This window comes from Mesorhizobium dulcispinae, assembly GCF_033977345.1.
Classification (GTDB): domain Bacteria; phylum Pseudomonadota; class Alphaproteobacteria; order Rhizobiales; family Rhizobiaceae; genus Mesorhizobium; species Mesorhizobium dulcispinae.
In genome coordinates, this window is record NZ_JAVIIY010000004.1 from 67,396 (window position 1) to 91,286 (window position 23,891).

27 protein-coding genes are annotated in these 23,891 nt (G+C 64.9%); 11 read left to right on the plus strand and 16 right to left on the minus strand.

What is annotated here, in order from left to right; translation table 11 throughout:
• Nucleotides 1–8: 8 nt before the first annotated feature.
• The 7 genes from odhB to mdh form a co-directional block, all read right to left on the minus strand.
• Nucleotides 9–1,295 carry a 2-oxoglutarate dehydrogenase complex dihydrolipoyllysine-residue succinyltransferase gene (odhB, locus tag RFN30_RS11210; RefSeq protein WP_320262151.1) on the minus strand — a complete coding sequence of 429 codons (1,287 nt, stop codon included), beginning with the start codon at nt 1,293–1,295 and terminating at the stop codon, nt 9–11.
• A gap of 66 nt (nt 1,296–1,361) precedes the next feature.
• Nucleotides 1,362–4,349: a 2-oxoglutarate dehydrogenase E1 component gene (locus RFN30_RS11215; RefSeq protein ID WP_320262152.1), complete on the minus strand. Its 2,988-nt coding sequence runs from the start codon at nt 4,347–4,349 to the stop codon at nt 1,362–1,364.
• Nucleotides 4,350–4,486: 137 nt separating this feature from the next.
• Nucleotides 4,487–5,389 carry a succinate--CoA ligase subunit alpha gene (gene sucD, locus RFN30_RS11220; protein WP_320262153.1) on the minus strand — a complete coding sequence of 301 codons (903 nt, stop codon included), beginning with the start codon at nt 5,387–5,389 and terminating at the stop codon, nt 4,487–4,489.
• 12 nt (nt 5,390–5,401) lie between these two features.
• Nucleotides 5,402–5,899: a DUF1579 family protein gene (locus RFN30_RS11225; protein ID WP_320262154.1), complete on the minus strand. Its 498-nt coding sequence runs from the start codon at nt 5,897–5,899 to the stop codon at nt 5,402–5,404.
• Between the two features lie 3 nt (nt 5,900–5,902).
• On the minus strand, nt 5,903–6,274 hold the full coding sequence (locus RFN30_RS11230; protein WP_320262155.1) for a cupin domain-containing protein: 372 nt from the start codon (nt 6,272–6,274) through the stop codon (nt 5,903–5,905).
• 4 nt (nt 6,275–6,278) lie between these two features.
• Entirely contained in the window at nt 6,279–7,472 is a 1,194-nt protein-coding gene (sucC, locus tag RFN30_RS11235) for an ADP-forming succinate--CoA ligase subunit beta (RefSeq protein WP_320262156.1), read from the minus strand.
• Between the two features lie 41 nt (nt 7,473–7,513).
• Nucleotides 7,514–8,482 (minus strand): malate dehydrogenase, encoded by a 969-nt coding sequence (gene mdh, locus RFN30_RS11240; protein WP_320262157.1) that lies wholly within the window; start codon nt 8,480–8,482, stop codon nt 7,514–7,516.
• A gap of 212 nt (nt 8,483–8,694) precedes the next feature.
• Here mdh and RFN30_RS11245 point away from each other — a divergent pair, with 212 nt between their 5' ends.
• The gene (locus RFN30_RS11245) at nt 8,695–8,868 is read left to right on the plus strand and encodes a GNAT family N-acetyltransferase (protein WP_320262158.1); all 174 of its coding nucleotides are present in this window, start codon (nt 8,695–8,697) and stop codon (nt 8,866–8,868) included.
• A gap of 128 nt (nt 8,869–8,996) precedes the next feature.
• Entirely contained in the window at nt 8,997–9,224 is a 228-nt protein-coding gene (locus tag RFN30_RS11250) for a GNAT family N-acetyltransferase (protein ID WP_320262159.1), read from the plus strand.
• Between the two features lie 205 nt (nt 9,225–9,429).
• On the opposite strand, the gene zapE is transcribed toward RFN30_RS11250, so the two are convergent.
• From zapE to RFN30_RS11265, 3 genes are all read right to left on the minus strand, one after another.
• The gene (gene zapE, locus RFN30_RS11255; RefSeq protein WP_320262160.1) at nt 9,430–10,629 is read right to left on the minus strand and encodes a cell division protein ZapE; all 1,200 of its coding nucleotides are present in this window, start codon (nt 10,627–10,629) and stop codon (nt 9,430–9,432) included.
• Between the two features lie 79 nt (nt 10,630–10,708).
• Nucleotides 10,709–11,266: a protease inhibitor Inh/omp19 family protein gene (locus RFN30_RS11260; RefSeq protein ID WP_320262161.1), complete on the minus strand. Its 558-nt coding sequence runs from the start codon at nt 11,264–11,266 to the stop codon at nt 10,709–10,711.
• A 190-nt stretch (nt 11,267–11,456) separates the two neighbouring features.
• Nucleotides 11,457–11,705: a VOC family protein gene (locus RFN30_RS11265; RefSeq protein WP_320262162.1), complete on the minus strand. Its 249-nt coding sequence runs from the start codon at nt 11,703–11,705 to the stop codon at nt 11,457–11,459.
• Between the two features lie 264 nt (nt 11,706–11,969).
• On the opposite strand from RFN30_RS11265, the gene RFN30_RS11270 reads away from it, so the two are divergent.
• The 8 genes from RFN30_RS11270 (at nt 11,970) to RFN30_RS11305 (ending at nt 19,347) form a co-directional block, all read left to right on the plus strand.
• Nucleotides 11,970–12,977 carry an MBL fold metallo-hydrolase gene (locus RFN30_RS11270; protein WP_320262163.1) on the plus strand — a complete coding sequence of 336 codons (1,008 nt, stop codon included), beginning with the start codon at nt 11,970–11,972 and terminating at the stop codon, nt 12,975–12,977.
• A 73-nt stretch (nt 12,978–13,050) separates the two neighbouring features.
• Entirely contained in the window at nt 13,051–13,212 is a 162-nt protein-coding gene (locus tag RFN30_RS11275; protein ID WP_320262164.1) for a DUF1328 domain-containing protein, read from the plus strand.
• 120 nt (nt 13,213–13,332) lie between these two features.
• On the plus strand, nt 13,333–14,217 hold the full coding sequence (gene dapF / locus RFN30_RS11280) for a diaminopimelate epimerase (RefSeq protein WP_320262165.1): 885 nt from the start codon (nt 13,333–13,335) through the stop codon (nt 14,215–14,217).
• The gene (gene mtaB, locus RFN30_RS11285; protein ID WP_320262166.1) at nt 14,217–15,545 is read left to right on the plus strand and encodes a tRNA (N(6)-L-threonylcarbamoyladenosine(37)-C(2))-methylthiotransferase MtaB; all 1,329 of its coding nucleotides are present in this window, start codon (nt 14,217–14,219) and stop codon (nt 15,543–15,545) included. Before dapF ends, mtaB begins: the two co-directional genes overlap by 1 nt.
• A 13-nt stretch (nt 15,546–15,558) precedes the next feature.
• Nucleotides 15,559–17,430 (plus strand): signal recognition particle-docking protein FtsY, encoded by a 1,872-nt coding sequence (gene ftsY, locus RFN30_RS11290; RefSeq protein ID WP_320262167.1) that lies wholly within the window; start codon nt 15,559–15,561, stop codon nt 17,428–17,430.
• Between the two features lie 42 nt (nt 17,431–17,472).
• A complete protein-coding gene (locus RFN30_RS11295; protein ID WP_320262168.1) occupies nt 17,473–18,138 on the plus strand; it encodes a septation protein A in 666 nt (221 codons plus the stop codon).
• A 16-nt stretch (nt 18,139–18,154) separates the two neighbouring features.
• A complete protein-coding gene (locus RFN30_RS11300; protein WP_320262169.1) occupies nt 18,155–18,775 on the plus strand; it encodes a pyridoxamine 5'-phosphate oxidase family protein in 621 nt (206 codons plus the stop codon).
• A gap of 38 nt (nt 18,776–18,813) precedes the next feature.
• Nucleotides 18,814–19,347 (plus strand): NADPH-dependent FMN reductase, encoded by a 534-nt coding sequence (locus tag RFN30_RS11305; protein ID WP_320262170.1) that lies wholly within the window; start codon nt 18,814–18,816, stop codon nt 19,345–19,347.
• A 275-nt stretch (nt 19,348–19,622) separates the two neighbouring features.
• Here RFN30_RS11305 and RFN30_RS11310 read toward each other — a convergent pair whose 3' ends face one another.
• The gene (locus RFN30_RS11310; RefSeq protein WP_320262171.1) at nt 19,623–20,540 is read right to left on the minus strand and encodes an SMP-30/gluconolactonase/LRE family protein; all 918 of its coding nucleotides are present in this window, start codon (nt 20,538–20,540) and stop codon (nt 19,623–19,625) included.
• A gap of 273 nt (nt 20,541–20,813) precedes the next feature.
• Between RFN30_RS11310 and RFN30_RS11315 the strand changes: the two genes are divergently transcribed.
• On the plus strand, nt 20,814–20,981 hold the full coding sequence (locus tag RFN30_RS11315) for a hypothetical protein (protein ID WP_320262172.1): 168 nt from the start codon (nt 20,814–20,816) through the stop codon (nt 20,979–20,981).
• 167 nt (nt 20,982–21,148) lie between these two features.
• On the opposite strand, the gene RFN30_RS11320 is transcribed toward RFN30_RS11315, so the two are convergent.
• The 5 genes from RFN30_RS11320 to ccmA form a co-directional block, all read right to left on the minus strand.
• A complete protein-coding gene (locus RFN30_RS11320) occupies nt 21,149–21,727 on the minus strand; it encodes a DsbE family thiol:disulfide interchange protein (RefSeq protein WP_320262173.1) in 579 nt (192 codons plus the stop codon).
• On the minus strand, nt 21,724–21,897 hold the full coding sequence (gene ccmD, locus RFN30_RS11325) for a heme exporter protein CcmD (RefSeq protein ID WP_320262174.1): 174 nt from the start codon (nt 21,895–21,897) through the stop codon (nt 21,724–21,726). Before ccmD ends, RFN30_RS11320 begins: the two co-directional genes overlap by 4 nt.
• Nucleotides 21,898–21,992: 95 nt before the next feature.
• Entirely contained in the window at nt 21,993–22,370 is a 378-nt protein-coding gene (locus tag RFN30_RS11330; protein WP_320262175.1) for an Imm50 family immunity protein, read from the minus strand.
• Nucleotides 22,370–23,035, minus strand: a complete 666-nt coding sequence (gene ccmB / locus RFN30_RS11335; RefSeq protein WP_320262176.1) for a heme exporter protein CcmB — start codon at nt 23,033–23,035, stop codon at nt 22,370–22,372. Before ccmB ends, RFN30_RS11330 begins: the two co-directional genes overlap by 1 nt.
• 226 nt (nt 23,036–23,261) lie before the next feature.
• A complete protein-coding gene (gene ccmA / locus RFN30_RS11340; RefSeq protein ID WP_320262177.1) occupies nt 23,262–23,864 on the minus strand; it encodes a heme ABC exporter ATP-binding protein CcmA in 603 nt (200 codons plus the stop codon).
• Nucleotides 23,865–23,891: the final 27 nt, after the last annotated feature.

The window sequence follows — 23,891 nt, forward strand, 5'->3', positions numbered from 1 at the left end:
AGCTCCGATCACAGATCAAGCACCAGCCGCTCTGGATCCTCCAGACTTTCCTTGACGCGTACCAGGAAGGTCACCGCTTCCTTGCCGTCGACGATGCGGTGGTCGTAGCTGAGCGCCAGATACATCATCGGGCGGATGACGATCTGGCCGCCGACCACCACCGGCCGGTCCTGGATCTTGTGCATGCCGAGGATGCCGGACTGCGGCGCATTCAGGATCGGCGTCGACATCAGCGAGCCGTAGACGCCGCCGTTGGAAATCGTGAACGTGCCGCCCTGCATGTCCGCGACCGAGAGTTTGCCGTCGCGCGCGGCGAGGCCGAGCCGGCCGATCTCCTTCTCGATCTCGGCAATCGACATCTGGTCGGCGTCGCGCACCACCGGCACCACCAGGCCCTTGTCGGTGCCGACGGCGACGCCGACATGGGCGAAATTCTTGTAGATGATGTCGGTGCCGTCGATCTCGGCATTGACCGCCGGGATCTCCTTCAGCGCATGGGTGACGGCCTTGGTGAAGAAGCCCATGAAGCCGAGCTTCACGCCATGCTTCTTCTCGAACACGTCCTTGTACTTGGCTCTCAGCGCCATCACCGCGCCCATGTCCACCTCGTTGAAGGTGGTCAGCATGGCGGCGGTCGACTGCGCCTCCTTGAGGCGGCGCGCGATCGTCTGGCGGAGCTTCGTCATGCGCACGCGTTCCTCGCGCGAGGCATCGTCGGCCGTCGATGGCGCGCGGGCCGCAACCGGCGCGGGCGCGGGCGTCGCCTTCGGCGTCTCGGCCGGCTGCGAGGGCGCGCCCTTGGCGATCGCGTCGAGCACGTCGCCCTTCAGCACCTGGCCGCGCTTGCCCGAACCCGACAGGTGGTCGACCGCAAGATTGTGCTCGGCGATCAGCTTGGCCGCGGCCGGCGCCGGCGGCATGGTGCGCGGCTCGATCGGACCGCCACCGCCGGCGACCTTGGCGGTTTCGGCAGCGGCCTGCTTGGTCGTGGACGCGGCGTCCGGGCTGGAGGCCTGCGCCACCGCATGCGGCTTGGCGGCGGGAGCAGCCGCTTCGCCGCCGGCAGAAATGGAACCGAGCAGCGCGCCGACATTGACCGTCTCGCCTTCCTTGACGGCGATCTCGGCCAGCGTTCCGGCGCCCGCGGCAGGCACCTCCACCGTCACCTTGTCGGTTTCGAGCTCGACCAGCGGTTCGTCGGCGGCGATCGCGTCGCCGACCTTCTTGAACCACTTGCCGACGGTCGCCTCGGTGACGGATTCGCCCAGAGTGGGGACGCGGATTTCGGTAGCCATTGTGCCTGTCCGTTCTCTTCTTTCTTGAGGTCTGTTTCGTCCAGCCTGCCTATTCACCCAATCTGCCTATTCACCGAGGGCGTCGTCGAGTAGGGCGGCGAGCTGGCTGAGATGCTTCGACATCAGTCCGGTCGCCGGCGAGGCCGAGGCCGGCCGCCCGGTGTAGCGCACCCGCTGATGCTTGGCGTCGATATGCGCCAGCACCCATTCGAGATAGGGGTCGATGAACGACCAGGCGCCCATGTTCTTGGGCTCTTCCTGGCACCACACCATCTCGGCGTTGCGGAAGCGCGACAGTTCGGTGATCAGCGCCTTGGCCGGGAACGGATAGAGCTGTTCGACGCGCAGCAGATAGATGTCGTTGATGCCGCGCTTCTCGCGCTCCTCGTAGAGGTCGTAATAGACCTTGCCCGAGCACAGCACGACACGGCGGATCTTGGAATCCTTCACCAGCTTGATCGGCTGGTCGGCCAACAGCTGCGCATCGTCCCACAGCAGCCGGTGGAAGGAGCTCTCGCCCGCCATTTCCGACAGCGCCGACACCGCCCGCTTGTGGCGCAGCAGCGACTTCGGCGTCATCAAAATCAGCGGCTTGCGGAAGTCGCGCTTCAATTGCCGGCGCAGGATGTGGAAATAGTTAGCCGGCGTGGTGACGTTGGCCACCTGCATGTTGTCTTCGGCGCAGAGCTGCAGGAAGCGCTCCAGGCGCGCCGAGGAATGCTCCGGCCCCTGGCCTTCATAGCCATGCGGCAGCAGGCAGACGAGGCCCGACATTCTCAGCCACTTGCGCTCGCCGGACGAGATGAACTGGTCGAACACCACCTGGGCGCCGTTGGCGAAATCGCCGAACTGCGCTTCCCAGAGCGTCAGCGCCTTCGGCTCGGCCAGGCTGTAGCCATACTCGAAGCCCAGCACCGCCTCTTCCGAGAGCATCGAGTTGATGACTTCGTAGCCGGCCTGCGCCGCCGACAGATTGTTGAGCGGGATGTAGCGGTTCTCGTCACGCTGGTCGTAGAGCACGGAATGGCGCTGCGAGAAGGTGCCGCGCTCGGAATCCTGGCCCGAGAGGCGGATCGGATTGCCGTCGAGCAGGATGGCGCCGAAGGCCAGCGCCTCGGCGGTCGACCAGTCGATGCCTTCGCCGGATTCGATCGCCTGGCGGCGGTTTTCGAGGAAGCGCAGGATCGTCTTGTGCGCCTCGAAATCCTTCGGCACCTCGGTCAGCTTCTTGCCGATTTCCTTCAGCGTGCGGACCGGCACCGCGGTCTTGCCGCGGCGCTGTTCGTCCTGGTTGTCGGCGGTGCGCAGGCCGGACCAGGCGCCGTCCAGCCAGTCGGCCTTGTTCGGCTTATAGGACTGACCGACTTCAAATTCGGCCTCGAGATGCGCGCGCCAGTCGGCCCGCATCTTGTCGACCTCGGCCTGGGTGATGTGGCCTTCGGCGATCAGCCGGTCGGCATAGACCTGCACCACGGTCTTATGGCTGCGGATGTTGCGGTACATGATCGGCTGCGTGAAGGCCGGCTCGTCGCCCTCATTGTGGCCGAAGCGGCGGTAGCAGAACATGTCCACCACCACCGGCTTGTGGAACTTCATGCGGAATTCGGTCGCCACCTTCGCAGCATGCACCACCGCTTCCGGATCGTCGCCATTGACGTGGAAGATCGGCGCCTCGATCATCTTGGCCACATCCGACGGATAGGGCGACGAACGCGAGAAGCGCGGATTGGTGGTGAAGCCGATCTGGTTGTTGATGATGAAATGCAGCGTGCCGGCGACGCGATGGCCGCGCAGGCCGGACAGCCCGAACATCTCGGCGATCACGCCCTGGCCGGCAAACGCCGCGTCGCCGTGGAGCAGCAGCGGCATCACCTTGGCGCGCTCGGCCAGCGGCACGATCTCGCCGCGCTCGCGCCCTGCGAACTGGTCCTGCTTGGCGCGCGCCTTGCCCATCACCACGGGGTCGACGATTTCCAGATGCGAGGGGTTGGCAGTCAGCGACAGGTGCACCTTGTTGCCGTCGAACTCGCGGTCCGACGAGGCGCCGAGATGGTACTTCACGTCGCCCGAGCCCTCGACGTCGTCGGGGGCGGCCGAGCCGCCCTTGAACTCGTGGAAGATGGCTCGATGCGGCTTGGCCATCACCTGGGAAAGCACGTTGAGGCGGCCGCGATGCGCCATGCCGAGCACGGCCTCCTTCAGGCCAAGCTGGCCGCCGCGCTTGATGATCTGCTCCAGCGCCGGGATCAACGACTCGCCGCCGTCGAGGCCGAAGCGCTTGGTGCCCTTGTACTTGACGTCGATATACTGCTCGAAGCCCTCGGCCTCGACCAGCTTCGACAGGATCGCCTTCTTGCCGGTGGCGGTGAAGGTGATCTCCTTGTCGGCGCCCTCGATGCGCGCCTGGATCCAGGCCTTCTCCTCCGGATCGGAGATGTGCATGAATTCGACGCCGAGCGTCGAGCAATAGGTGCGGGTGAGGATATCGAGCATCTGCCGGATGGTGCCGAACTCAAGTCCGAGCACATTGTCGAGGAAGATCGGCCGGTCGTAGTCGGCTGCGGTGAAGCCGTAATTCTCCGGCGACAGCTCGTTATAGTCCTCGAGCGGATTGGCGATGCCGAGCGGATCGAGATTGGCATGCAGGTGGCCGCGCATGCGGTAGGCGCGGATCATCATGATGGCGCGCACGGAATCGCGCGTCGCCTGGTGCACGTCGGCATCGGAAAGGGCAGCGCCGTTGACGACCGCCTTCTCCTTCACCTTCTTTTCGATGTGCTTCTCGACCAGGCCCCAATTGCCGTCGAGCGCCGAGACCAGCTCGCCATTGGCCTGCATGGGCCAGGAGGGCTTCGCCCAGGAAGCGCCCTTGGCGTTCTTGCGGACGTCGCCCGCGTCGTCCTTCAGCGCCGCGAAGAAGTCCTGCCATTCCGGATCGACGGAAGCCGGATTGTCCTCATAAGCGGCATAGAGCGCGTCGATGTAATCGGCGTTGCCGCCATAGAGGAATGAGGTAAGCGAGAATTGGTCGTTGGCCTGATCTTGTCTTGCCATTTTCGTCTGCGGAGCCTGGCTCCGTCTCCTTTTTGGAGCGAATAGTGAGTAGCGAATAGCGAGTAGGGATAGTTCGGATCGCGCTGCTACTCTGTTTTTCCCTATTCGCTATTCGCTACTCACTATTCGCCACTCACTTAACTCTTGATCGCCTCGACCAGCGTCGTGCCGAGCCGCGCCGGCGAGGGCGAAACCTTGATGCCGGCCGATTCCATCGCCGCGATCTTGTCTTCCGCGCCGCCCTTGCCGCCGGAGATCACCGCGCCCGCATGACCCATGGTGCGGCCGGCCGGCGCCGTGCGCCCGGCGATGAAACCCGCCATCGGCTTCTTGCGGCCGCGCTTGGCCTCGTCCTTGAGGAACTGCGCGGCGTCTTCCTCGGCCGAGCCGCCGATCTCGCCGATCATGATGATCGACTTGGTCTCGTCGTCGGCGAGGAACATCTCGAGCACGTCGATGAACTCGGTGCCCTTGACCGGGTCGCCGCCGATGCCGACCGCGGTGGTCTGGCCGAGTCCGACATTGGAGGTCTGGAAGACCGCCTCATAGGTAAGCGTTCCCGAGCGGGAAACAACGCCGACCGAGCCCTTGCGGAAGATGTTGCCGGGCATGATGCCGATCTTGCATTCGTCGGGGGTGAGCACACCAGGGCAGTTCGGGCCGATCAGCCTCGAGGAGGAGCGGTCGAGCCGCGCCTTGACCTTGACCATGTCCATCACCGGAATGCCCTCGGTGATGCAGACGATCAGCGGGATCTCGGCCTCGATGGCCTCGATGATGGCCTCGCCCGCGCCCGCCGGCGGCACATAGATGACGGAGGCGTTGGCGCCGGTCTTTTCCTTGCCCTCGGCGACCGTGGCGAAGATCGGCAGGCTCTCGCCCTTTGCGCTGGTCCAGGTCTCGCCGCCCTTCTTCGGATGGATGCCGCCAACCATCCTGGTGCCGTAATAGGCCAGCGCCTGCTCGGTATGGAAGGTGCCGGTCTTGCCGGTCAGGCCTTGCACGAGAACCTTGGTGTTCTTGTCGACGAGAATGGACATCGCGGCCCTTTTCTAAAAACCGTTGATTGAGGAAGGCGAAACGCGCCGATAGAGCCCGCTCACCATGTCTTGCCAGGCATCGCTGCCGACGGGCTTGAATTGAAGTTTCATGCGGTATGCGTCAGTGCCGTCAAAACTATAGCTCACACGAGCCGAGCCGCGCGGCGAGGACCGCTCGAGAACCAATTCGTTGCCGTTCCAGGCGCCGGTGGCTGGCGCCGCGGGGACAAACCCCATCGAATCGAACTGGTGCATGGTGACGACGCCGTTTTGCTGATCGAAGCCGAACACATTGTGCGAGCCGAACGAGATCGTGCCGTCGCGGCGCTGGCGGTAGCGCTGCACCACGAACAGGCCACCAAACTTCGCCTCCGCCAGCACTTCGGAAGTCGCGGTGCCGGCATCGGTCCATTGCGTGGCCGCAACCTCTTCCTCGCCGCGCCACGCACCGACCAGCGCCTGCAGGCTCTGGTGACCGGTCGAGAGTGAGGAGAAAGGCGCCGCGTTCATGGGTCAGAGCCGCTTCAAGTCCGTGACGGTGAGATCGCTCCTGGCATTGCCGGTGTTCAAGGTCGTCGCCGGCTCGAACATCAGCACCACCGGCTCCGGGGTCAGCGAGCGCGGCCGGTGCTCTACGCCGCGCGGCACGACGATGAAATCTCCCTCGCCGAGCTCGACCGGCCCGTCGCGGAAATCGATGGCAATACGGCCGCGCAGTACGAGGAAGGCTTCATCCTCATTGTCATGCGCGTGCCAGTCGAAGACCTCGCCGAACTTGGCGACCTTGGCCTGGCTGTCGTTGACGTCGCCGGCGATGTGCGGATCGAAGACCTTGGCGATCTTCGCGTCCGCCGCCTCGACCAGATTTATCTTGCGCGGAGGCATCCGCTCAGCCCTTTACCGCCTTGACGATCTTCTTGGCCGCGTCGTCGAGGTCGTCGGCCGAGACGACGTTGAGGCCGCTGTCGTTGATGATCTTCTTGCCGAGCTCGGCATTGGTGCCTTCCAGCCGCACGACCAGCGGCACTTTCAGGCCGACTTCCTTGACCGCGGCGATCACGCCCTCGGCAATGACGTCGCATTTCATGATGCCGCCGAAGATGTTGATCAGGATGCCTTCGACCGCCGGGTCCTTGGTGATGATCTTGAACGCGGCCGTCACCTTCTCTTTCGAAGCGCCGCCGCCGACGTCGAGGAAGTTGGCGGGCTCGGCACCATAGAGCTTGATGATGTCCATCGTCGCCATGGCCAGGCCTGCGCCGTTGACCATGCAGCCGATATTGCCGTCGAGCGCGACATAGGCGAGGTCGTGTTTCGACGCCTCGATTTCTTTCTCGTCCTCTTCGGTGGTGTCGCGCAATTCCATCACGTCCGGATGGCGGAACAGCGCGTTGTTGTCGAACGACACTTTCGCGTCGAGCACGCGCAGATGCCCGTTCTTCATGACGATCAGTGGATTGACCTCGAGCAGGCTCATGTCCTTCTCGACGAAGGCCTTGTAGAGGATCGGGAACAGCGTGCCGCCGTCCTTCGCCGCATCGCCGTCGAGCTTCAGCGCGGCATTGAGCTTGTTCACGTCGTCCGCCAACACGCCCTTCTCCGGATCGATAGCGACGGTGAGGATCTTTTCCGGCGTGTCATGCGCGACCGCCTCGATATCCATGCCGCCCTCGGTCGAGACGACGAAGGCGATGCGGCCGACCGAGCGGTCGACCAGGATCGACAGATAGAGCTCGCGCTCGATGTCGGCGCCGTCCTCGATATAGAGGCGGTTGACCTGCTTGCCGGCGGGCCCGGTCTGCTTGGTGACCAGCGTATGGCCGAGCATCTCGTTGGCGTTGGCGACCACTTCGGCCGCCGACTTCGCCAGGCGCACGCCGCCCTTGGCGTCGGCGGGCAGTTCCTTGAACTTGCCCTTGCCGCGGCCGCCGGCATGGATCTGACTCTTCACGACATAGAGCGGGCCGGGCAGCGCCTCGGCGGCGGCTTCCGCCTCGCTTGCCTTGAACACCGGAACGCCGCTTGCTACCGGCGCGCCGAACGACTTCAGCAGCGCCTTGGCCTGATATTCATGGATGTTCATGCGCTTGGTCTCCGGGGAGGGACGATTACTTACCGGCGAGACTACTTGCCGGCGAGATGTGGGGCGATCTTGGTGCAGGCCTCGGTCAGGCCCTGAACGGCGGCCACCGAATTGTCGAACATCTTCTGCTCGGCCTTGGAGAGGTCGATCTCGATGACGCGCTCGACGCCGCCGGCGCCGATCACCACCGGAACGCCGACATAGGTTCCCTTGACGCCATACTGGCCGGAGAGGTGCGCGGCACAGGGCAGCACGCGCTTCTTGTCCTTGAGGTAGGATTCGGCCATGGCGATCGCCGAGGCCGCCGGCGCATAGTAAGCGGAACCGGTCTTGAGCAGGCCGACGATCTCGGCGCCGCCGTCGCGGGTGCGCTGCACGATCTGGTCGAGTTTCTCCTTCGAGGTCCAGCCCATCTTGACGAGATCGGGCAGCGGGATGCCCGACACCGTCGAATAGCGGATCATCGGCACCATCGAATCGCCGTGGCCGCCGAGCACGAAGGCGGTGACGTCCTCGACCGAAACCTTGAACTCTTCCGCCAGGAAGTAGCGGAAGCGGGCGCTGTCGAGCACGCCGGCCATGCCGACGACATGGCTGGTGGGCAGGCCCGAGAACTTCTGCAGCGCCCAGACCATGGCATCGAGCGGGTTGGTGATGCAGATGACGAACGCCTTCGGCGCGTATTTCTTCAGGCCGGCGCCGACCTGCTCCATGACCTTGAGGTTGATGCCGAGAAGGTCGTCGCGGCTCATGCCGGGCTTGCGCGGCACGCCGGCGGTGACGATGCAGACATCCGCGCCCTCGATACCGGCGTAGTCGTTGACGCCGGTCAGCCGCGCGTCGAACCCGTCGACCGGCGAGGACTGGGCGATGTCGAGACCCTTGCCCTGCGGGATGCCCTCGGCGATATCGAACAGCACCACGTCGCCGAGATCCTTGAGGCCGATCATATGAGCGAGCGTGCCGCCGATCATGCCCGAGCCGATGAGCGCTATCTTGTTGCGTGCCATGTGAGGATGTTTTCCCTTTGTGTGTGACGGTGCCGTGACGGGCCGGGGAGGCCGAAAGGATGCGGGAAACCGCGGGATTTCGCCGCACCCAATAGCTCCGGTGTGGAAGAAATTCAAACGATTATTTCGAGGCTAGTGTTTTCAATCGGTTAGATCGTTTGGGAATTACGTAAACGTCAAAATTCGTGAGCCGACTGGGGAGAATTTATACAATGAACGTCGAAATCAGAAGGCTTCATCCCGGCGATGACGCCCTTGTGATGCAAGTGGCCGACGAGGTGTTCGACGAGCCGGTCCGGCCCGACCGCCTCGCCGCCCATCTCGCCTCGCCCGGCCATTTCATGATCGTGGCGATAGTCGACCAAATTGTGGTCGGCTGCGCATGACCCCGAAAATCGAAACCGATTTTCGGAAAGGATCATGCGCAAAATCAAAGTGCTACAGCGTCCTTTGCGCGTCCAACGGACGCGCGGCGCTGTAGTGCGCTGCTGTCATCCACCGCCATCCGGACAAGGTGAGCGAGCTCTACATCGACGAAGTCGGCGTGGCGCCGCCTTTCCAGCGACAGGGCATCGCCCGAAAGATGCTCGACGCCATGTTCGAGATCGGCCGCGCGGAGGGTTGTGAGGAGGCCTGGGTGGGGACCGAGCCGGACAACGGACCGGCGCGGGCGCTTTATGAAGCGCGGAAGGAGCCGCACGGGAGGGCGGAGGATTTCGTGATGTATGTCTATCGGCTTTGATGTGACGGACGTCGGCGGGACAGCGCCCCCTCTGGCCTGCCGGGCATCTCCCCCACTTGGGGGGAGATCAGACGTCACTCCGGTTTTCGCCAATTTCGAGTCTTGCAGAAATGAGCGGAGCGGCGACACAGCCAATCTCCCCCCTTGTGGGGAGATGTCCGGCAGGACAGAGGGGGCGCGAAGGAACGCGGCAAAAGCGGATTTCCTAGGCCTGAGCCTGCCGCGCCTCTGCTGGCGCCTGCACCTCCCGGCGTTCCGCCCAGCCTTCCAGCCAGTCGTGGCTCTGCATTTCGATCAGCCGCGAGGTGGTGCGCTCGAATTCGAAGACTTCCGTGCCGCGCCTGGCGGTATAGAGCCCTTCGGGCGGCGCCGCGGCGCTCGTCACCAGCCGCATGCGATGATCGTAGAGCGTGTCGATCAAGAGGATGAAGCGCTTGGCCTCGTTGCGCTTGCCCTCGCCGAGCACCGGCACATGGTCGATGAAGATGGTCGAGAAGCGGCCGGCGATCGCCAGATAGTCGCGCGCGCCGAGCGGCTTTTCGCAAAGCTCGGCGAAGGAGAAGCGCGCGGCATCGCCGGCGGCGCGCGGCACGATGATCTGGCGCCCTTTCAGCGTCAGCGTCACCGCCTCGGTCGGCCTGCCATGCGTCATCGCCTTCCAGGCTTCGTCGAGCGCGCGGTCGGCCGCAGCGTCGGCCGGCGTGACATAGACCGGCAGGCGGTTGAGCTTTTCCTGCCGATAGTCCTTTTCGGCATCGAGCGTCATCACATGCGTATTGCGTTCGAGCAGGCCGACGAAAGGTAGGAAGAGCTGCCGGTTCAGCCCGTCGCGATAGAGGTCTTGCGAGGCGACATTGGAGGTGGCGACTAGCACGACGCCATTGGCAAACAGCGCCGAGAACAGGCGCGACAGGATCATCGCATCGGCGATGTCAGTGACCGAAAACTCGTCGAAGCACAGCACCCAGGCTTCCTCGGCCAGCGCCCGCGCCACGGGAGGGATCGGATCGTCTTCCTTGACATCACCGTTCTTGCGCGCCGCCCGATGCTTCTGGATGCGGTCCTGCACATCGGCCATGAAGTCGTTGAAATGGACGCGGCGCTTGCGCCTGACCGGCAGGAGCTCGAAGAACATGTCCATCAGCATGGTCTTGCCGCGCCCGACGCCGCCATGGATGTAAAGACCCTTGACCTGCTCGCGCGGCTTTTTGCTGCGCGCAAACAGCCAGCCCAGCGCGCTCGACTTCTGCGCCAGCCTTTTTGCCGAGATCTCGTCGGTCAGCCGGTCGAGCGCGGCAACGACGCGCTCCTGTGCCGGGTCGCGTTCGGCCGCGCCTGTCTCGATCAGATGGTCGTAGCGCTGTCTGACGGTCGCATGGGTCTGGAGGCCGTCACGCAGATGCATAGGTCACGTCGTTCTCGGGCAATTCCGGGAAAATGCGCTTCCAGCCGGAATTGCGTGAAAGAATAGGGAAGGGTCCACCTTACCTTGTAAGCGAGATCGGCTGCCCGTTGGAAGTCTGGCCGTCGAACTTTTCGCCGCCGGACGAATAGAGCCTGGCGAGCGCGCCGCCGTTTTCGTCGTAGAGCGTCAGCTGCTTGCCGGCGACGTTCCACGACTTGATGCCGTCGATCGGAGCCGGGCAATGCAGCGGCCCGGCGCGATAACCGGCGCCGAACTTGGTCTGCGGCGTTGCCACCTTGCAGCTCTGGCCGGAGACATTGACGTTCCAGACACCGGCGACGCTGGCCGCGGTCAGGTCCGCGGCGCCCGCGGGCGCCGTGCCGTCCGGCGGCAGCGAGGCGACCTGGGTGTTCTTCGGCGCGGTCGGGAATTGCGACGGGTCGGTGGTGCCCGGAGCGGCCGGCGGCGGCAGCTGGTTCTGCGTCACCGTGCCGGAAGGCGCCGGCGTGAGCGGCGCCGGCTGCTGGTCATCCATCGACGAGAAGCGCGAGGTCGAGCAGCCGCTCGCAACGAGCGCGGCCAGCGATACGGCCAAAAGGCCCGTTTTCGAAAAAGTGCGGGTCTTCGAAAAAATCATTCCAACCTCCGTCGGATCCGGTGGGGGGCGCCGTCCGCGTAAATACCTGCTTCACCAAGATGGCGAAGGTGGCAGAATTTCAACCTGATATGGTTAAAATAGGGTTTTCGGAGCCGCTGTTGCAAATTTATCGCAACGGCCTTCGTCACCCTGCTCGATTGGCGCAGCCGGACCGTAACCTCTTGAAATCTCAGGCTTGCAGCCGCGCGCTGGGCACGAAGACATAACCGTCCGGTCCGACGATGTAGCACTCTCGCAGGCCATGCGGCTTGTCGATCGAGCCCGCCAGCACGATGTGGCCGAGTGCTGCCGCCCTTTTCTCGAACGCATCCGGATCGGCGCCATAGAGGCGCAGTTCGATGCCGGCGCCGCGTGTTTCGGCGCCGGCGAAGACGCCGGTCATTGGATTGTCGAGGTAGGAATGGTCGGCATGCAGCATGAAGATCGAGCCCAGCAGCGCGATCGCCGCGCCGCCATGTCGGTGACAAGCAAGTTGACGCCCAGCCCACGCGGCAGCGAGCGGCCGAAATCCTCGGCCTTCATCCACGGTGTCTTGGTCCGTTTCATTGCCACGATGATGTCCCTCCACAGGATCGATCCTAGACGAAGCCGGCCTTCGGCCCTTGGCATTCGCCAGCAAAATGCTTGCGCCAGGCGGCGGCGTCCTTATCTCAGGAAAAGCGAGAGAGCGGACGGAGAAACGATGGCCGCGAGGACAAGAGCAGCCAACCGCTACTATAGCGGCCCGCCCAGCGATCATTTCGACGGCACACTCTTTTTCAATCCCGACGGCAGGCCGCCGGGGCGCTTCACCGATTTGCTGAGATGGCAGTTGAGCGGCGGGCGCTCGAAATGGCCGACGGCCTTTCCCAGCCCCTATCCGCAGGCCAAGCCCGAGCAACGGATCAAGGGCAAAGCGCTTCGGCTCACCATGGTCGGTCACGCCTCGCTGCTTATCCAGACCGGCGGGTTGAACATTCTGACCGACCCGGTCTGGTCGGAACGCGCCTCGCCCTTCGCCTTCGCCGGCCCGAAGCGGGTCAACGCGCCGGGGATCGCCTTCTCCGACCTGCCGCCGATCGACCTGGTGTTGGTCAGCCACAATCACTACGACCATCTCGACCTCGCGACGCTGAAGCGGCTGAAAGAGAGCCACGGCCCGCGGGTGCTCACGCCGCTCGGCAACGATGCCATCATCAACCGCGCGGCGCCCGGCATGCGGCTCAGCGTGCATGATTGGGGCGACAGGCTGGACGTCGGCGCGGCCGCCATCCACATCGAGCCGACGCACCACTGGTCGGCGCGCGGCGGACGCGACCGCCGCATGGCGCTGTGGGCGGGCTTCGTCATCGAGGCGCCAGGCGGCAAGGTCTATTTCGCCGGCGACACCGGCTTCCATGGCGGCGCCAACTACCGCCAGATGGCGGAAAAGCATGGCGGTTTTCGGCTGGCCATCCTGCCGATCGGCGCCTACGAACCGCGCTGGTTCATGGCGCCGCAGCACCAGAACCCGGAGGAGGCCGTGCAGGGCATGAAACTATGCAATGCCGCCCAAGCCGCCGGCTGCCACTGGGGCACTTTCCAGCTCACCGACGAGCCGATCGAGGAGCCTGCGCAAAAGCTCGCCGAGGCATTGGCCGCCGAAGGCATTTTGCCAGAGCGTTTTCGCGCCATGCGTCCGGGCGAAATATGGGACGTGCCGCAGACCTGAGGCGACGAGGGGCGGAACCCAAACCGGCGAATGGCGTTGGTTCCACGACGCAAATCTCGTTTGGAGCCCTTCCATGCTCAGGTGGATCATCATTCTTCTGATTGTCGCCGCGGCGGCCAGCCTGCTCGGCATGCCGGCGCTCGCCGGAGCAGCCGCCTTGGGCGCGCGCGTCCTGATCGGCATCGTGCTGATCATCTTCCTGCTGATGCTGCTCGGGGTCTTCGCGGTGACCTAGGCGCGACCTCTTGGTCGTCGCTGGGCGCGGCGTCTTCGCCGTCGCCAGTCCGCGTCGCACTGGTAATTCCCGCCCGTTTCCGCCATATAGCGCCAAACGGACACGGAAATGACGGGATCGATGGCAGGCACCGCCCCCTTCGCCAAGATGAACGGCATCGGCAACGAGATCATCGTTGCCGATATGCGCGGCCGTGCCGATCACGTGACGGCAGCCGCGGCGATCGCGCTCAATGCCGATGCCGCGACGAAGTTCGACCAGATCATGGCGATCCATGATGCGAGGACGGCAGGCACCGCATACTACATCGACATCCTGAATTCCGACGGCACCAGCGCGCAGGCCTGCGGCAACGGCACGCGCTGCGTCGTGCAGGCGCTTGCGGCCGAGACCGGGCAGAAGAGCTTCACCTTCGAGACCGGCGCCGGCATCCTCAATGCACAGGAACATGCCGACGGCACGATCTCGGTCGACATGGGCAAGCCGCGTTTCGGCTGGCAGGAAATCCCGCTCGCCGAGGAGTTCCGCGACACCCGCATGATCGAGCTGCAGATCGGCCCGATCGACGCGCCGGTGCTGCATTCGCCTTCGGTCGTTTCGATGGGCAATCCGCACGCGATCTTCTGGGTCGACCGCGACGTCTGGTCCTACGAGCTCGACCGCTTCGGTCCGCTGCTCGAGAACCATCCGATCTTTCCCGAGCGCGCCAACATCACCATCGCTCACGTCACCTCGCCGCAGACGATGATCATCCGCACCTGGGAGCGCGGCGCGGGTCTCACCAAGGCCTGCGGCTCCGCCGCATGTGCTGCGGTGGTTGCGGCCGCCCGCACCAAGCGCACCGGCCGCAGCGTCTCGCTGCTCACGCCCGGCGGCGGCGAGCTCAATGTCGAATGGCGCGAGGACGATCACGTCATCCTGACCGGCGCCGCCGAATGGGAGTTTTCCGGCAGCTTCGATCCTTCGACCGGCGCCTGGGCCCGCGATACCGAAAGCGCCGCCTGATGTCCGCTCTTGCCAAAGGTCCGGGGCCCGAAGGGCCCATTGCCACGGGCATCCATGTCGTCACGTTCGGCTGCCGGCTCAACACTTATGAATCCGAGGTGATGCGCCGCGAGGCCGAGAACGCCGGACTCGGCGCACTCCAAGGCGGTGCCGTCATCTTCAACACTTGCGCCGTTACCGCCGAGGCGGTGCGCCAGGCCAAGCAGGCGATCCGCAAGGCACGCCGCGAGAACCCTGAAGCGCGCATCATCGTCACCGGCTGCGCCGCGCAGACCGAGCCGCAGAATTTCGTCGCCATGGATGAGGTCGACCTCGTGCTCGGCAATGAGGAGAAGCTGAAGGCCAACTCCTATCGCGCGCTGCCCGATTTCGGCGTCAACGACACCGAGAAGGCGCGCGTCAACGACATCTTCTCGGTACGCGAGACCGCAAGCCATATGGTCGACGCCATCGAGGGCCGGGCGCGCGCCTTCGTGCAGGTGCAGAACGGCTGCGACCATCGCTGCACCTTCTGCATCATCCCCTACGGGCGCGGCAATTCACGCTCGGTGCCGATGGGCGCCGTGGTCGAGCAGGTCAGGCGGCTGGCCGGAAACGGCTATGCCGAGATCGTGCTCAGCGGCGTCGACATGACCAGTTTTGGCGCCGACCTGCCGGGCTCTCCCAAGCTTGGCAGGCTGGTGAAGACGATCCTGCGCCAGGTGCCGGACGTGAAGCGGCTCAGGCTGTCCTCGATCGATTCCATCGAGGCCGACGACGACCTGCTGGAGGCGATCGCCACCGAGCCCAGGCTGATGCCGCATCTGCATCTGTCGCTGCAGTCGGGCGACGACATGATCCTGAAGCGCATGAAGCGCCGGCATTTGCGCGATCAGTCGATCCGCTTCTGCGAGGACGTGCGCAAGCTGCGTCCTGCAATCGTCTTCGGCGCCGACATCATCGCCGGCTTCCCGACCGAGACCGAGGCGATGTTCGAGAATTCGGAGAAAATCGTCGAGGAATGCGGCCTGACGCATCTCCACGTCTTCCCGTTTTCCCCGCGCGAAGGCACGCCCGCCGCGCGCATGCCGCAGCTGCGCCGCGAGGTGATCAAGCAGCGCGCCGCAAGGCTGCGCGCCGCCGGCGAAGCCGCCTATCGCCGTCATCTGGCCGCGCTTGCCGGCACGCGCCAGTCGATCCTGGTCGAGCGCGACGGGCTTGGCCGCACCGAAGGTTTTACGCTTGCCGCGATCACCGTTGGACAGCCGGGCGAGATCGTCGAGGCGGTTGTCACCGGCCATGACGGCGCCCGTCTGATCGCGGCACCGCTCGCCGCCCAAGCCGCCTGAGACAGCAAGACGTATGGCCGGTTTCTTCAAGAAGATATTTTCGTTCGGCAAGAAAGAGGTCGTCGAGGAGCGCGTCGACGAGACCGCGCCGCTGCCGCCGATCAAATGGGACGCGCTGGAGGCGCTGAAGCCGGAGGCCGAACAGACTGCTCCGGTGTCGCCGTCTGCTGCGGAAGCCACCGCTGTTCCCTCGCCCGCCGCCGAGGCGGCACCCACGCCTCAGCCGGCCCCTGAAGAGCCGAAGCCCGAGCCGGCCCCGGCCATCCCGCCTCCGCCGGAGCCCGTCATTCCCTCCGAGCCGGAACCGCTGCCGCAGCCGGAGCCGGAAGAAGAACCGCGACCGGCTCCGGAAACACCCGAGCCACCGGCGCCGGAAGAAGTGCCGGTGCCGCCGGCCGAGCCCATACCGGGTCCGGCGCCGGAGCCGAAGCCGCAGGAAGTGCCGCCACCCGTTCCGGCCGAGCCGGACATCGTGCCGTCGCGGCCGGAGCGACAGCCGGAACCGGCGCCCGTCGAAGTGCCGACGCCGCCCAGCGAGGCTCCGGCCGAAACGCCGGTGCCCCCCGAAATCCCGCCGGCGGCACCACCTGCCATAGAACCGTCTTCAGAGGCCGGCGCTGCCCCTCATCCGCCTGCCGGCACCTTCTCCCCGTATAGGGACGGGGAGAAGGAAAAAGCTCCGGCGCCGACGCCTCCCTCTCCCCGTCCTTCACGGGGAGAGGGTGAGGGGCAGCGCCAACCTGCGCAGGCTTTGGCGCCAGCAGAGCCTGCTTCGTCGGCGGAGATCTCGCCGCCCATTCGCCAGCCTTCGCCGGTAGAGACCCAACCGATCCCTGCCGAGGTCGCGCCCGAACTGCAGCCGGTCCCGCAACCCGCTCCGGAGCCAAAGCCTTCCGCCGGCAAGGTGACGGTGGCGAAAAAGGTCGAGCAGAAAGCCGAGCCGCAGAAGGCGCCCGAGCCGGCACCGAGGCGCTCCTGGTTCCAGCGCATGCGGGACGGGCTTGCCCGCTCATCGCGCGAGCTCACCGGCAACATCGCCGGCGTCTTCACCAAGCGCAAGCTGGACGACGACACGCTGCAGGACCTTGAGGACGTGCTGATCCGCGCCGATCTCGGCGTCGAGACGGCGCTGCGCGTCACCGATTCGCTCGCCTCCAGCCGTTACGGCAAGGACGTTTCCGACTCGGAAGTTCGCGCCGTGATGGCGGCGGAGGTCGAGAAGGTTTTGACCCCGGTCGCCAAACCGCTCGAGCTCGACCTCAGCTACAAGCCGCATGTCATCCTGGTCGTCGGCGTCAACGGTACCGGCAAGACCACGACCATCGGCAAGCTGGCAGCCAAGCTGACCGAAGGCGGGCTTTCGGTGATGCTCGCCGCCGGCGACACTTTTCGCGCGGCCGCGATCGAGCAGCTGAAGATCTGGGGCGAGCGCACCAAGTCGCCGGTCATCGCCACCAAGCTCGGCGCCGACGCCGCCGGCCTCGCCTATGATGCCTTCGAGAAGGCCAAGGAGGCCGGCTCCGATGTGCTGATCATCGACACGGCCGGCCGGCTGCAGAACAAGACCGAGCTGATGGCGGAGCTGGAGAAGATCGTGCGCGTGCTGGGCAAGCTCGATCCGGAAGCGCCGCACACCGTGCTGCAGACCGTCGACGCCACCACCGGCCAGAACGCGCTCAGCCAGGTCGAGATCTTCCGCAACGTCGCCGGCGTCAACGGCCTGGTCATGACCAAGCTGGACGGAACGGCGCGCGGCGGTATTCTGGTGGCGATCGCCGCCAAGCACAGACTGCCGGTCTATTTCATCGGCGTCGGCGAGCAGGTCGACGACCTTGAACCCTTCTCAGCCAGCGAATTCGCCAGGGCGATCGCCGGCGTGGCTTGAACGATCCCAAAAGCGCCGACTTTCGGGACAACAAGGACTTTCATGAACATCCTCGAACGCGACCCGTCCGACCCGCAGAAACAGAAGAAGGAAGGCGTCAATCCGCTGCTCAAGCTGGTGCTGGAGCTCGGCCCGCTGCTGGTCTTCTTCTTCGCCAATGCGCGCGGCCAATGGCTGGTGCAGAAGTTTCCGGCGCTGGGCGAGCTCGGCGGGCCGATCTTCGTCGCCACCGGCCTGTTCATGGCCGCCACCGCGCTGGCGCTGATCGCCTCCTGGCTGCTCACCCGCACCTTGCCGATGATGCCGCTGGTGTCGGGCATCGTCGTCCTTATCTTCGGCGCGCTGACGCTCTATCTGCAGGACGACATCTTCATCAAGATGAAGCCGACCATCGTCAACACGCTGTTCGGCGGCGTGCTGCTCGGCGGCCTTTTCTTCGGCAAGTCGCTGCTCGGCTATGTTTTTGACTCGGCTTTCAGCCTCGACGCCGAAGGCTGGCGAAAGCTGACCTTCCGCTGGGGCCTGTTCTTCCTGTTCCTGGCCCTCGTCAATGAGGTGGTGTGGCGGAATTTTTCCACCGATGCCTGGGTTACATTCAAGGTCTGGGGCATCATGCCGATCACGCTTCTCTTCACCTTCAGCCAGATGCCGCTGATCATGCGCCACTCGCTGGAGGAAAAAACCAAGGAAGAGAACGCCGGCAAGTAACACGGAGACCGGGGGCATGGAATTCCTCACCACGCGCGACGAGCTGAGGACGATCTACAAGACGCCCCGCCCGACCGACGGCTCGATCCGCAAGGAATTGAAGGCGCTCGACGGCCACTGCCGCTCCTTCATCGGCAAGAGCCCCTTCGTGCTGATCGGCTCGTCGGACGGCGCCGGCAATGCCGATGTGACGCCGAAGGGCGACAAGCCAGGCTTCACCGCCATCATCGACAACAGCACCATCGCCATTCCCGACCGTCCCGGAAACAACCGGCTGGACACGCTGGAAAACATCATCCGCAACCCCTCTGTGGGGCTGCTCTTCCTCATTCCCGGCATGAACGAGACGCTGCGCGTCAACGGCGATGCTCGCATCACCGTCGATCCCGGCCTGCGCGAGCGCCTGGCCGTCGACGGCAAGGAGCCGCAGAGCGTCATCGTGATGACGGTGAAGGCCGCCTACATGCATTGCGCAAAGGCCTTCATGCGCTCCGATCTCTGGAAGCCGGAAACCTGGTACGACCGCGCGACCCTGCCGACGCTCGGCCAGATCATCCGCGACCAGCTGGCGCTCACCGAGAGCGCCGGCGAGATCGACCGCGAGCTGGACGACGATTACCGGCAGACCATGTGGTAGCATCCGGAACGACTCATCCGTTCCGTCCGGCTCTCCCCTTGATCGAGATCCTCGCCATCTCCGGCAGCCTGCGCGCCGCCTCGACCAATTCGGCCCTTGTCGCGGCTTTAGCCGCCAACGCGCCCGCGGATTGCCGCGTCACCATCTATGATGGGCTTGGCCGGCTGCCGATCTTCAACCCGGACGACGAGGGCGAGCGGACGCCGAGCGAAGCTGCCGGCCTGATCGGCGCCGTCACCCGCGCCGACGGCGTCATCGTCTCCTCTCCGGAATATGCGCATGGCGTGCCGGGCGGCATGAAGAACGCGCTCGACTGGCTGGTGTCACGCGACGCCGCCGTCGGCAAGCCGGCGATGCCGGTGCACGCCTCGCCGCGTTCGCTCTATGCCCGCGCGGCGCTTTCCGAGATCATGCGCACCATGTCTTTCGCGCTTTACGAAGAGGGCGCGCTCGAGATCGCGCTGCTCGGCAAGAAGCCGCCGGAAATGGAGGCGATCCTGGCTGAGGCCGAGAACCGGCTGGCGATGCGAAACGCGGTCCAGGGCTTCGCTGACTTCATCCGGACTCGCTGAGCGGCGGCCATCGTCTACCGTCGCGTTCCTTCACACCCCCCTCTGTCCTGCCGGACATCTCCCCCGCAAGGGGGGAGATTGGATGTCATTTCTGCGTTCGCAAATCGCCAACGTCACAGGAAAAGCGCCGCAGGCGAAACTGCCAATCTCCCCCCTTGCGGGGGAGATGCCCGGCAGGGCAGAGGGGGGTGCTGTCCCGCCAGCATCCCGCATCTTCAAGTTCGCCTCGACCCTCCGATATCCGCGTAGCAGCAGCGCATGCGACGATCACAGCCTCAATACGTCTTCGCCCCGTTGACCATCAGCCAGACCACATAGAGCGAGGTGGTGCCACAGATGTAGAGGCGGTTGCGTTTGGCGGCGCCGAACACGCAGTTCGCGACGACTTCCGGCACCTTAACCTTGCCGATCAGCGTGCCGTCAGGATCGTAGCAATGGATGCCGTCGGCGGCGCTTGTCCAAATGCGCCCGCTTTCGTCGAGCCGGAAGCCGTCGAACAGGCCGGCCGTGCAGTCGGCGAAAACCTTGCCGCCCGAGATCTTCTTGCCGGCCTTGCCGACATTGAACACGCGGATATGCGCCGGGTTCTTGGCGCCATGGGTGCGGCCGGTATCGGCGACATAGAGCAAGCTTTCGTCGAGCGAGAAGGCCAATCCGTTCGGTCTGACCATATCGGTGATAACGGCGTCGATCTCGCCGGTGCCGGGATCGACCCGGTAGACGTTGCAGGCGCCGATCTCGCTCTCGGCATGATCACCTTCATAGTCGCTGTCGATGCCGTAGGCCGGATCGGTGAACCAGATCGAGCCGTCGGACTTCACCACCACGTCGTTGGGTGAGTTCAGCCGCTTGCCTTTCCATTTGTCGGCAATCGTTGTGATCGAGCCGTCGTGCTCGGTGCGGCTGACGCGGCGGCCCGAATGCTCGCAGGTGACCAGCCGGCCCTGCCGGTCGACGGTGTTGCCGTTGGAATTGCCGGACGGCTGGCGGAAGACGCTGACGCTGCCGTCGGTCTCGTCATAGCGCAGCATGCGGTTGTTGGGGATGTCCGACCAGACGAGGTAGCGGCCGGCTGCGAACCAGGCCGGACCTTCCGCCCAGCGGCATCCGGTGAACAGCTTCTCCACCCGCTCATTGCTGTTGACCAGCCGCGAAAAGCGCGGATCGAGAACTTCGTAGTCAGCGGCCGTCATGCTTTCCCTCCCGGCAATCTTATGACGCGCGATCAAGCCAGCCGGCGAGCGATCTGGCAAGATCGACGATGGCCGCTTCACCGCATCTTGTGTTGTCGTGCGACGCCCACGGAGCCCGGCAGGCGGGCAACGGCCGGTTAACCGGCTATGCGCTGGTTGCAATGGTGCATTGCAACATCTTTCTTTTGCAATGCACCATTCCTATGTCATGATCGCAATCGATCAAGGGAGGAACAATCCACCGCGTGAATGCGGCAGCAAAGGAACCTCGTCATGATCTTCGACAGCTTCGTCACCCGCGCTCGCACCAACCTTGCCAAGCGCCGCCAGTACAACCGTCTCGTCGCCGAAATTGAGAACCTGTCGAGCCGCGATCTCGCCGATCTGCGCGCCGACCGCTCCGAGATGCTCTATCAGGTCCACAAGCAGATCTACGGCTGAGCGGCAGGCCCTCACCCGGATTGCCAGCCGAATTGCGAAAGGCAATTCGGGGCAATCCGACCTCTCCCCGAGGGAGAGGAGATCGCCGGCGCCGCAGCCGCCCTCTTCTCCCCTCGGGGGAGAAGGTGGCCGCGAAGCGGCCGGATGAGGGGGCATAGCGCCGCCGCCTAACCCGGCGCCGCCAGCGCCTTCTCGATCTGCGGCAGCAGCAGGTCGCGCGCCGATTCCGGCGTCAGCGGCCCGACATGCTTATAAGCAATCTTGCCGTCCTTGCCGACGACGAAAGTCTCCGGCACGCCGTAGACGCCCCAGTCGATCGCCGCGCGGCCGGCCGGATCGACGCCGATCGCCTGATAGGGATTGCCGAGATCGCCAAGGAAGCGGCGGGCGTTTTCCGGCTCGTCCTTGTAGTTCAGCGCGGCCAGCGTGAAGCGCTTGTCCTGCGACAATGCCAAAAGCACCGGATGCTCTTCCCGGCACGGCGCGCACCATGACGCGAAGACGTTGACCAGCGTCACCTTGCCGGCGAAGGATTTCGAATCGAGTCCCGGCAGGTTCGACCCTTCGAGCGGCGGCAGGTTCGTCTGCGGCGCCGGCAGGCCGATCAGGGCCGAAGGGATTTCCGAGACGTCGCGGCCGGACAGGAGCTGCGACAGGAACAACCCGGCCAAACCCAAAAAGATCAGCAGCGGCAGAAGCACGAACAGACGGCGGCGGGGCGCCGGCGTTTGGGTCTCGGTGCTCATGACTTTGAAGCCCCGGATTTGTCGGAGCGCCGCCGCACGCCTGCGGCCTCGAGCGCAGCGAGCTCGCGCTTGCGCGCCCGCTGGTCGAGCAGGATCCAGCCGATCAGCCCGGCGAGCACAATCGCCGTGACGGCATAGGCGGCGGTGACGTAGAGGGCGTGCGCGCTCATTTCTCGATCAATCACTTACCGCATTCTAATAGTCGTGCCGGTCTTCCGCCGCAATGAACGAAGATGCGGCAGATTTGCGTTTGCGAGACCGGAACTCATTGCCGCAACATCACGCCTGACATGCCGCCGACGCGCATAGACTGGGATGTCAGCGACAGCCTGACCGCCCCATCGCAGGTCAGCAAGATTTTGCCCGCATCATCCCACATCCTGATTGAGCTCGAGCCATGGCTTTGGAATTTGCGAAGGCTAACTGACTCGACGGCCAGGAATTCCAACCCGAAGGACACCGCGTTGAATGCTCCCCATTTGGCAGGTGGCCGGTAAGGCAATACCGTCGAGATAAAGGACAGGTGCATGATTGGGCCGTCGCGGCCCATCGTGGCCGAGGTAATCTCGACGGAAGACAAATCCGGATAGTGACCATAGATGGTTTGGAGGAAGATCGGGTTCTCGATCCTTAGCGGCCACATCAATCCGTTCCGTGACGCAGTGCCAGCGCGGCCGCCAGCGGCCCGACCACCGCAAGAAACAGCGTCAGCGCGGCGAGAATGAGGAAAGGCTGGAGGAACGGCGCCGGATCGGCCACCGCGCCATAGCTCGCCGAGACGCCGAAGATCAGCACCGGAATCGTGAGCGGCAGCACCAGCACCGAGATCAAGAGCCCGCCGCGCGGCAGCGCCACCGCCACGGCAGCACCCGCCGCGCCGATGAAGGTGATGGCCGGCGTGCCGACAAGAAGCGTCAGCGCCGTGGCGCCGATGCCCGACGGCTCCATGTTCATGAAGAGGCCGAGCAGCGGGGCCGCGACCACCAGCGGCAGCACGCTGCCCGTCCAGTGCGCCAGGCACTTGGTCAGCACCGTCAGCGCCAGCATGTGGCGGTCGCTGTTCAGCACCAGCAGGTCGAGCGAGCCGTCCTCACGGTCGGCCTGGAACAGCCGGTCGAGGCCGAGCAGGCAGGCGAGCAGGGCGGCGATCCACAGGATTGCGGGGCCGATGCGCGATAAAAGGTTGAGGTCGGGGCCGACGCCGAACGGAATGGTGGCGATGACAGCGAGGAAAAAGATGACGCCGATCAAAGCGCCGCCGCCAGCGCGGATGGAGAGGCGGATGTCGCGGAGGAAGAGGGCTAGCATTGGCAGGGCGCCTCTTTAGCTTCATCGCCCTTCTTGCGAGCGCCTCGTTCCTTCACACCCCCCTCTGTCCTGCCGGACATCTCCCCCGCAAGGGGGGAGATCAGATGTCGCCGTGGCTTTCGCCAATCACCGACGCCGAAAAGGAGATGCCGGCGCCGAAGCAGCCAATCTCCCCCCTTGCGGGGGAGATGTCCGGTAGGACAGAGGGGGGTGCCTCGCACCAACATCAGTCACCCATCCTCAACGCCTTCGCCCCCTCCAGCCCCAGCGGCAAATGCGTTGCCGCCACGATAATCCCTCCCTCTTCGCAGTGCCCCCGCATCAGCCCCGCGAACCTTTCCTCGGACGCCTTGTCCAGCCCCGCGGTCGGCTCGTCGAGCAGCCATATCGGCCGCCGGCTGACCAGCAATTTCGCGATCGACGCGCGCCGCCTTTGCCCGGTCGAAAGATAGCCGAAGGGCAGGTGGCCGAGCCCGCCCAGCCCGACCGTCTCCAGCGCCTCCTCCACGTCCAGCCCCGGCTCACCCTGGAAGGCGCGCCAGAAGCCGAGGTTCTCCTCGACGCTGAGCGCCGTCTTCATCGCGTTGAGATGGCCGAGATAATGCGAGGCCGAAGCGACCGAGGGGAAATCCTCGCCGCCGCCTTCGACCTTCACGCGGCCGTCGGCAGCCGGCAGCAGGCCGGCGATGACCCTGAGAAGCGTCGACTTGCCGGCGCCGTTCGGCCCGGTGACGATGAGCGCCTCGCCCTTTTCGAGTGCGAATCCGATGCCGGAAAAAACCGTCTCGCCGCCGCGCTCGCCGCCCAGATTTTCGGCGATCAGCCGCATTCCTGCCCGTCCCGAAAGCACCGTTTC

Excerpts from the sequence above, each read along its gene's own strand:
- odhB (WP_320262151.1), bottom strand. The coding sequence starts at position 1,295 with ATGGCTACCGAAATCCGCGTCCCCACTCTGGGCGAATCCGTCACCGAG.
- RFN30_RS11215 (WP_320262152.1), bottom strand. The coding sequence starts at position 4,349 with ATGGCAAGACAAGATCAGGCCAACGACCAATTCTCGCTTACCTCATTC.
- sucD (WP_320262153.1), bottom strand. The coding sequence starts at position 5,389 with ATGTCCATTCTCGTCGACAAGAACACCAAGGTTCTCGTGCAAGGCCTG.
- RFN30_RS11225 (WP_320262154.1), bottom strand. The coding sequence starts at position 5,899 with ATGAACGCGGCGCCTTTCTCCTCACTCTCGACCGGTCACCAGAGCCTG.
- RFN30_RS11230 (WP_320262155.1), bottom strand. The coding sequence starts at position 6,274 with ATGCCTCCGCGCAAGATAAATCTGGTCGAGGCGGCGGACGCGAAGATC.
- sucC (WP_320262156.1), bottom strand. The coding sequence starts at position 7,472 with ATGAACATCCATGAATATCAGGCCAAGGCGCTGCTGAAGTCGTTCGGC.
- mdh (WP_320262157.1), bottom strand. The coding sequence starts at position 8,482 with ATGGCACGCAACAAGATAGCGCTCATCGGCTCGGGCATGATCGGCGGC.
- RFN30_RS11245 (WP_320262158.1), top strand. The coding sequence starts at position 8,695 with ATGAACGTCGAAATCAGAAGGCTTCATCCCGGCGATGACGCCCTTGTG.
- zapE (WP_320262160.1), bottom strand. The coding sequence starts at position 10,629 with ATGCATCTGCGTGACGGCCTCCAGACCCATGCGACCGTCAGACAGCGC.
- RFN30_RS11260 (WP_320262161.1), bottom strand. The coding sequence starts at position 11,266 with ATGATTTTTTCGAAGACCCGCACTTTTTCGAAAACGGGCCTTTTGGCC.
- RFN30_RS11265 (WP_320262162.1), bottom strand. The coding sequence starts at position 11,705 with ATGCTGCATGCCGACCATTCCTACCTCGACAATCCAATGACCGGCGTC.
- RFN30_RS11270 (WP_320262163.1), top strand. The coding sequence starts at position 11,970 with ATGGCCGCGAGGACAAGAGCAGCCAACCGCTACTATAGCGGCCCGCCC.
- RFN30_RS11275 (WP_320262164.1), top strand. The coding sequence starts at position 13,051 with ATGCTCAGGTGGATCATCATTCTTCTGATTGTCGCCGCGGCGGCCAGC.
- dapF (WP_320262165.1), top strand. The coding sequence starts at position 13,333 with ATGGCAGGCACCGCCCCCTTCGCCAAGATGAACGGCATCGGCAACGAG.
- mtaB (WP_320262166.1), top strand. The coding sequence starts at position 14,217 with ATGTCCGCTCTTGCCAAAGGTCCGGGGCCCGAAGGGCCCATTGCCACG.
- ftsY (WP_320262167.1), top strand. The coding sequence starts at position 15,559 with ATGGCCGGTTTCTTCAAGAAGATATTTTCGTTCGGCAAGAAAGAGGTC.
- RFN30_RS11295 (WP_320262168.1), top strand. The coding sequence starts at position 17,473 with ATGAACATCCTCGAACGCGACCCGTCCGACCCGCAGAAACAGAAGAAG.
- RFN30_RS11300 (WP_320262169.1), top strand. The coding sequence starts at position 18,155 with ATGGAATTCCTCACCACGCGCGACGAGCTGAGGACGATCTACAAGACG.
- RFN30_RS11310 (WP_320262171.1), bottom strand. The coding sequence starts at position 20,540 with ATGACGGCCGCTGACTACGAAGTTCTCGATCCGCGCTTTTCGCGGCTG.
- RFN30_RS11315 (WP_320262172.1), top strand. The coding sequence starts at position 20,814 with ATGATCTTCGACAGCTTCGTCACCCGCGCTCGCACCAACCTTGCCAAG.
- RFN30_RS11320 (WP_320262173.1), bottom strand. The coding sequence starts at position 21,727 with ATGAGCACCGAGACCCAAACGCCGGCGCCCCGCCGCCGTCTGTTCGTG.
- ccmD (WP_320262174.1), bottom strand. The coding sequence starts at position 21,897 with ATGAGCGCGCACGCCCTCTACGTCACCGCCGCCTATGCCGTCACGGCG.
- RFN30_RS11330 (WP_320262175.1), bottom strand. The coding sequence starts at position 22,370 with ATGTGGCCGCTAAGGATCGAGAACCCGATCTTCCTCCAAACCATCTAT.
- ccmB (WP_320262176.1), bottom strand. The coding sequence starts at position 23,035 with ATGCTAGCCCTCTTCCTCCGCGACATCCGCCTCTCCATCCGCGCTGGC.
- ccmA (WP_320262177.1), bottom strand. The coding sequence starts at position 23,864 with ATGCGGCTGATCGCCGAAAATCTGGGCGGCGAGCGCGGCGGCGAGACG.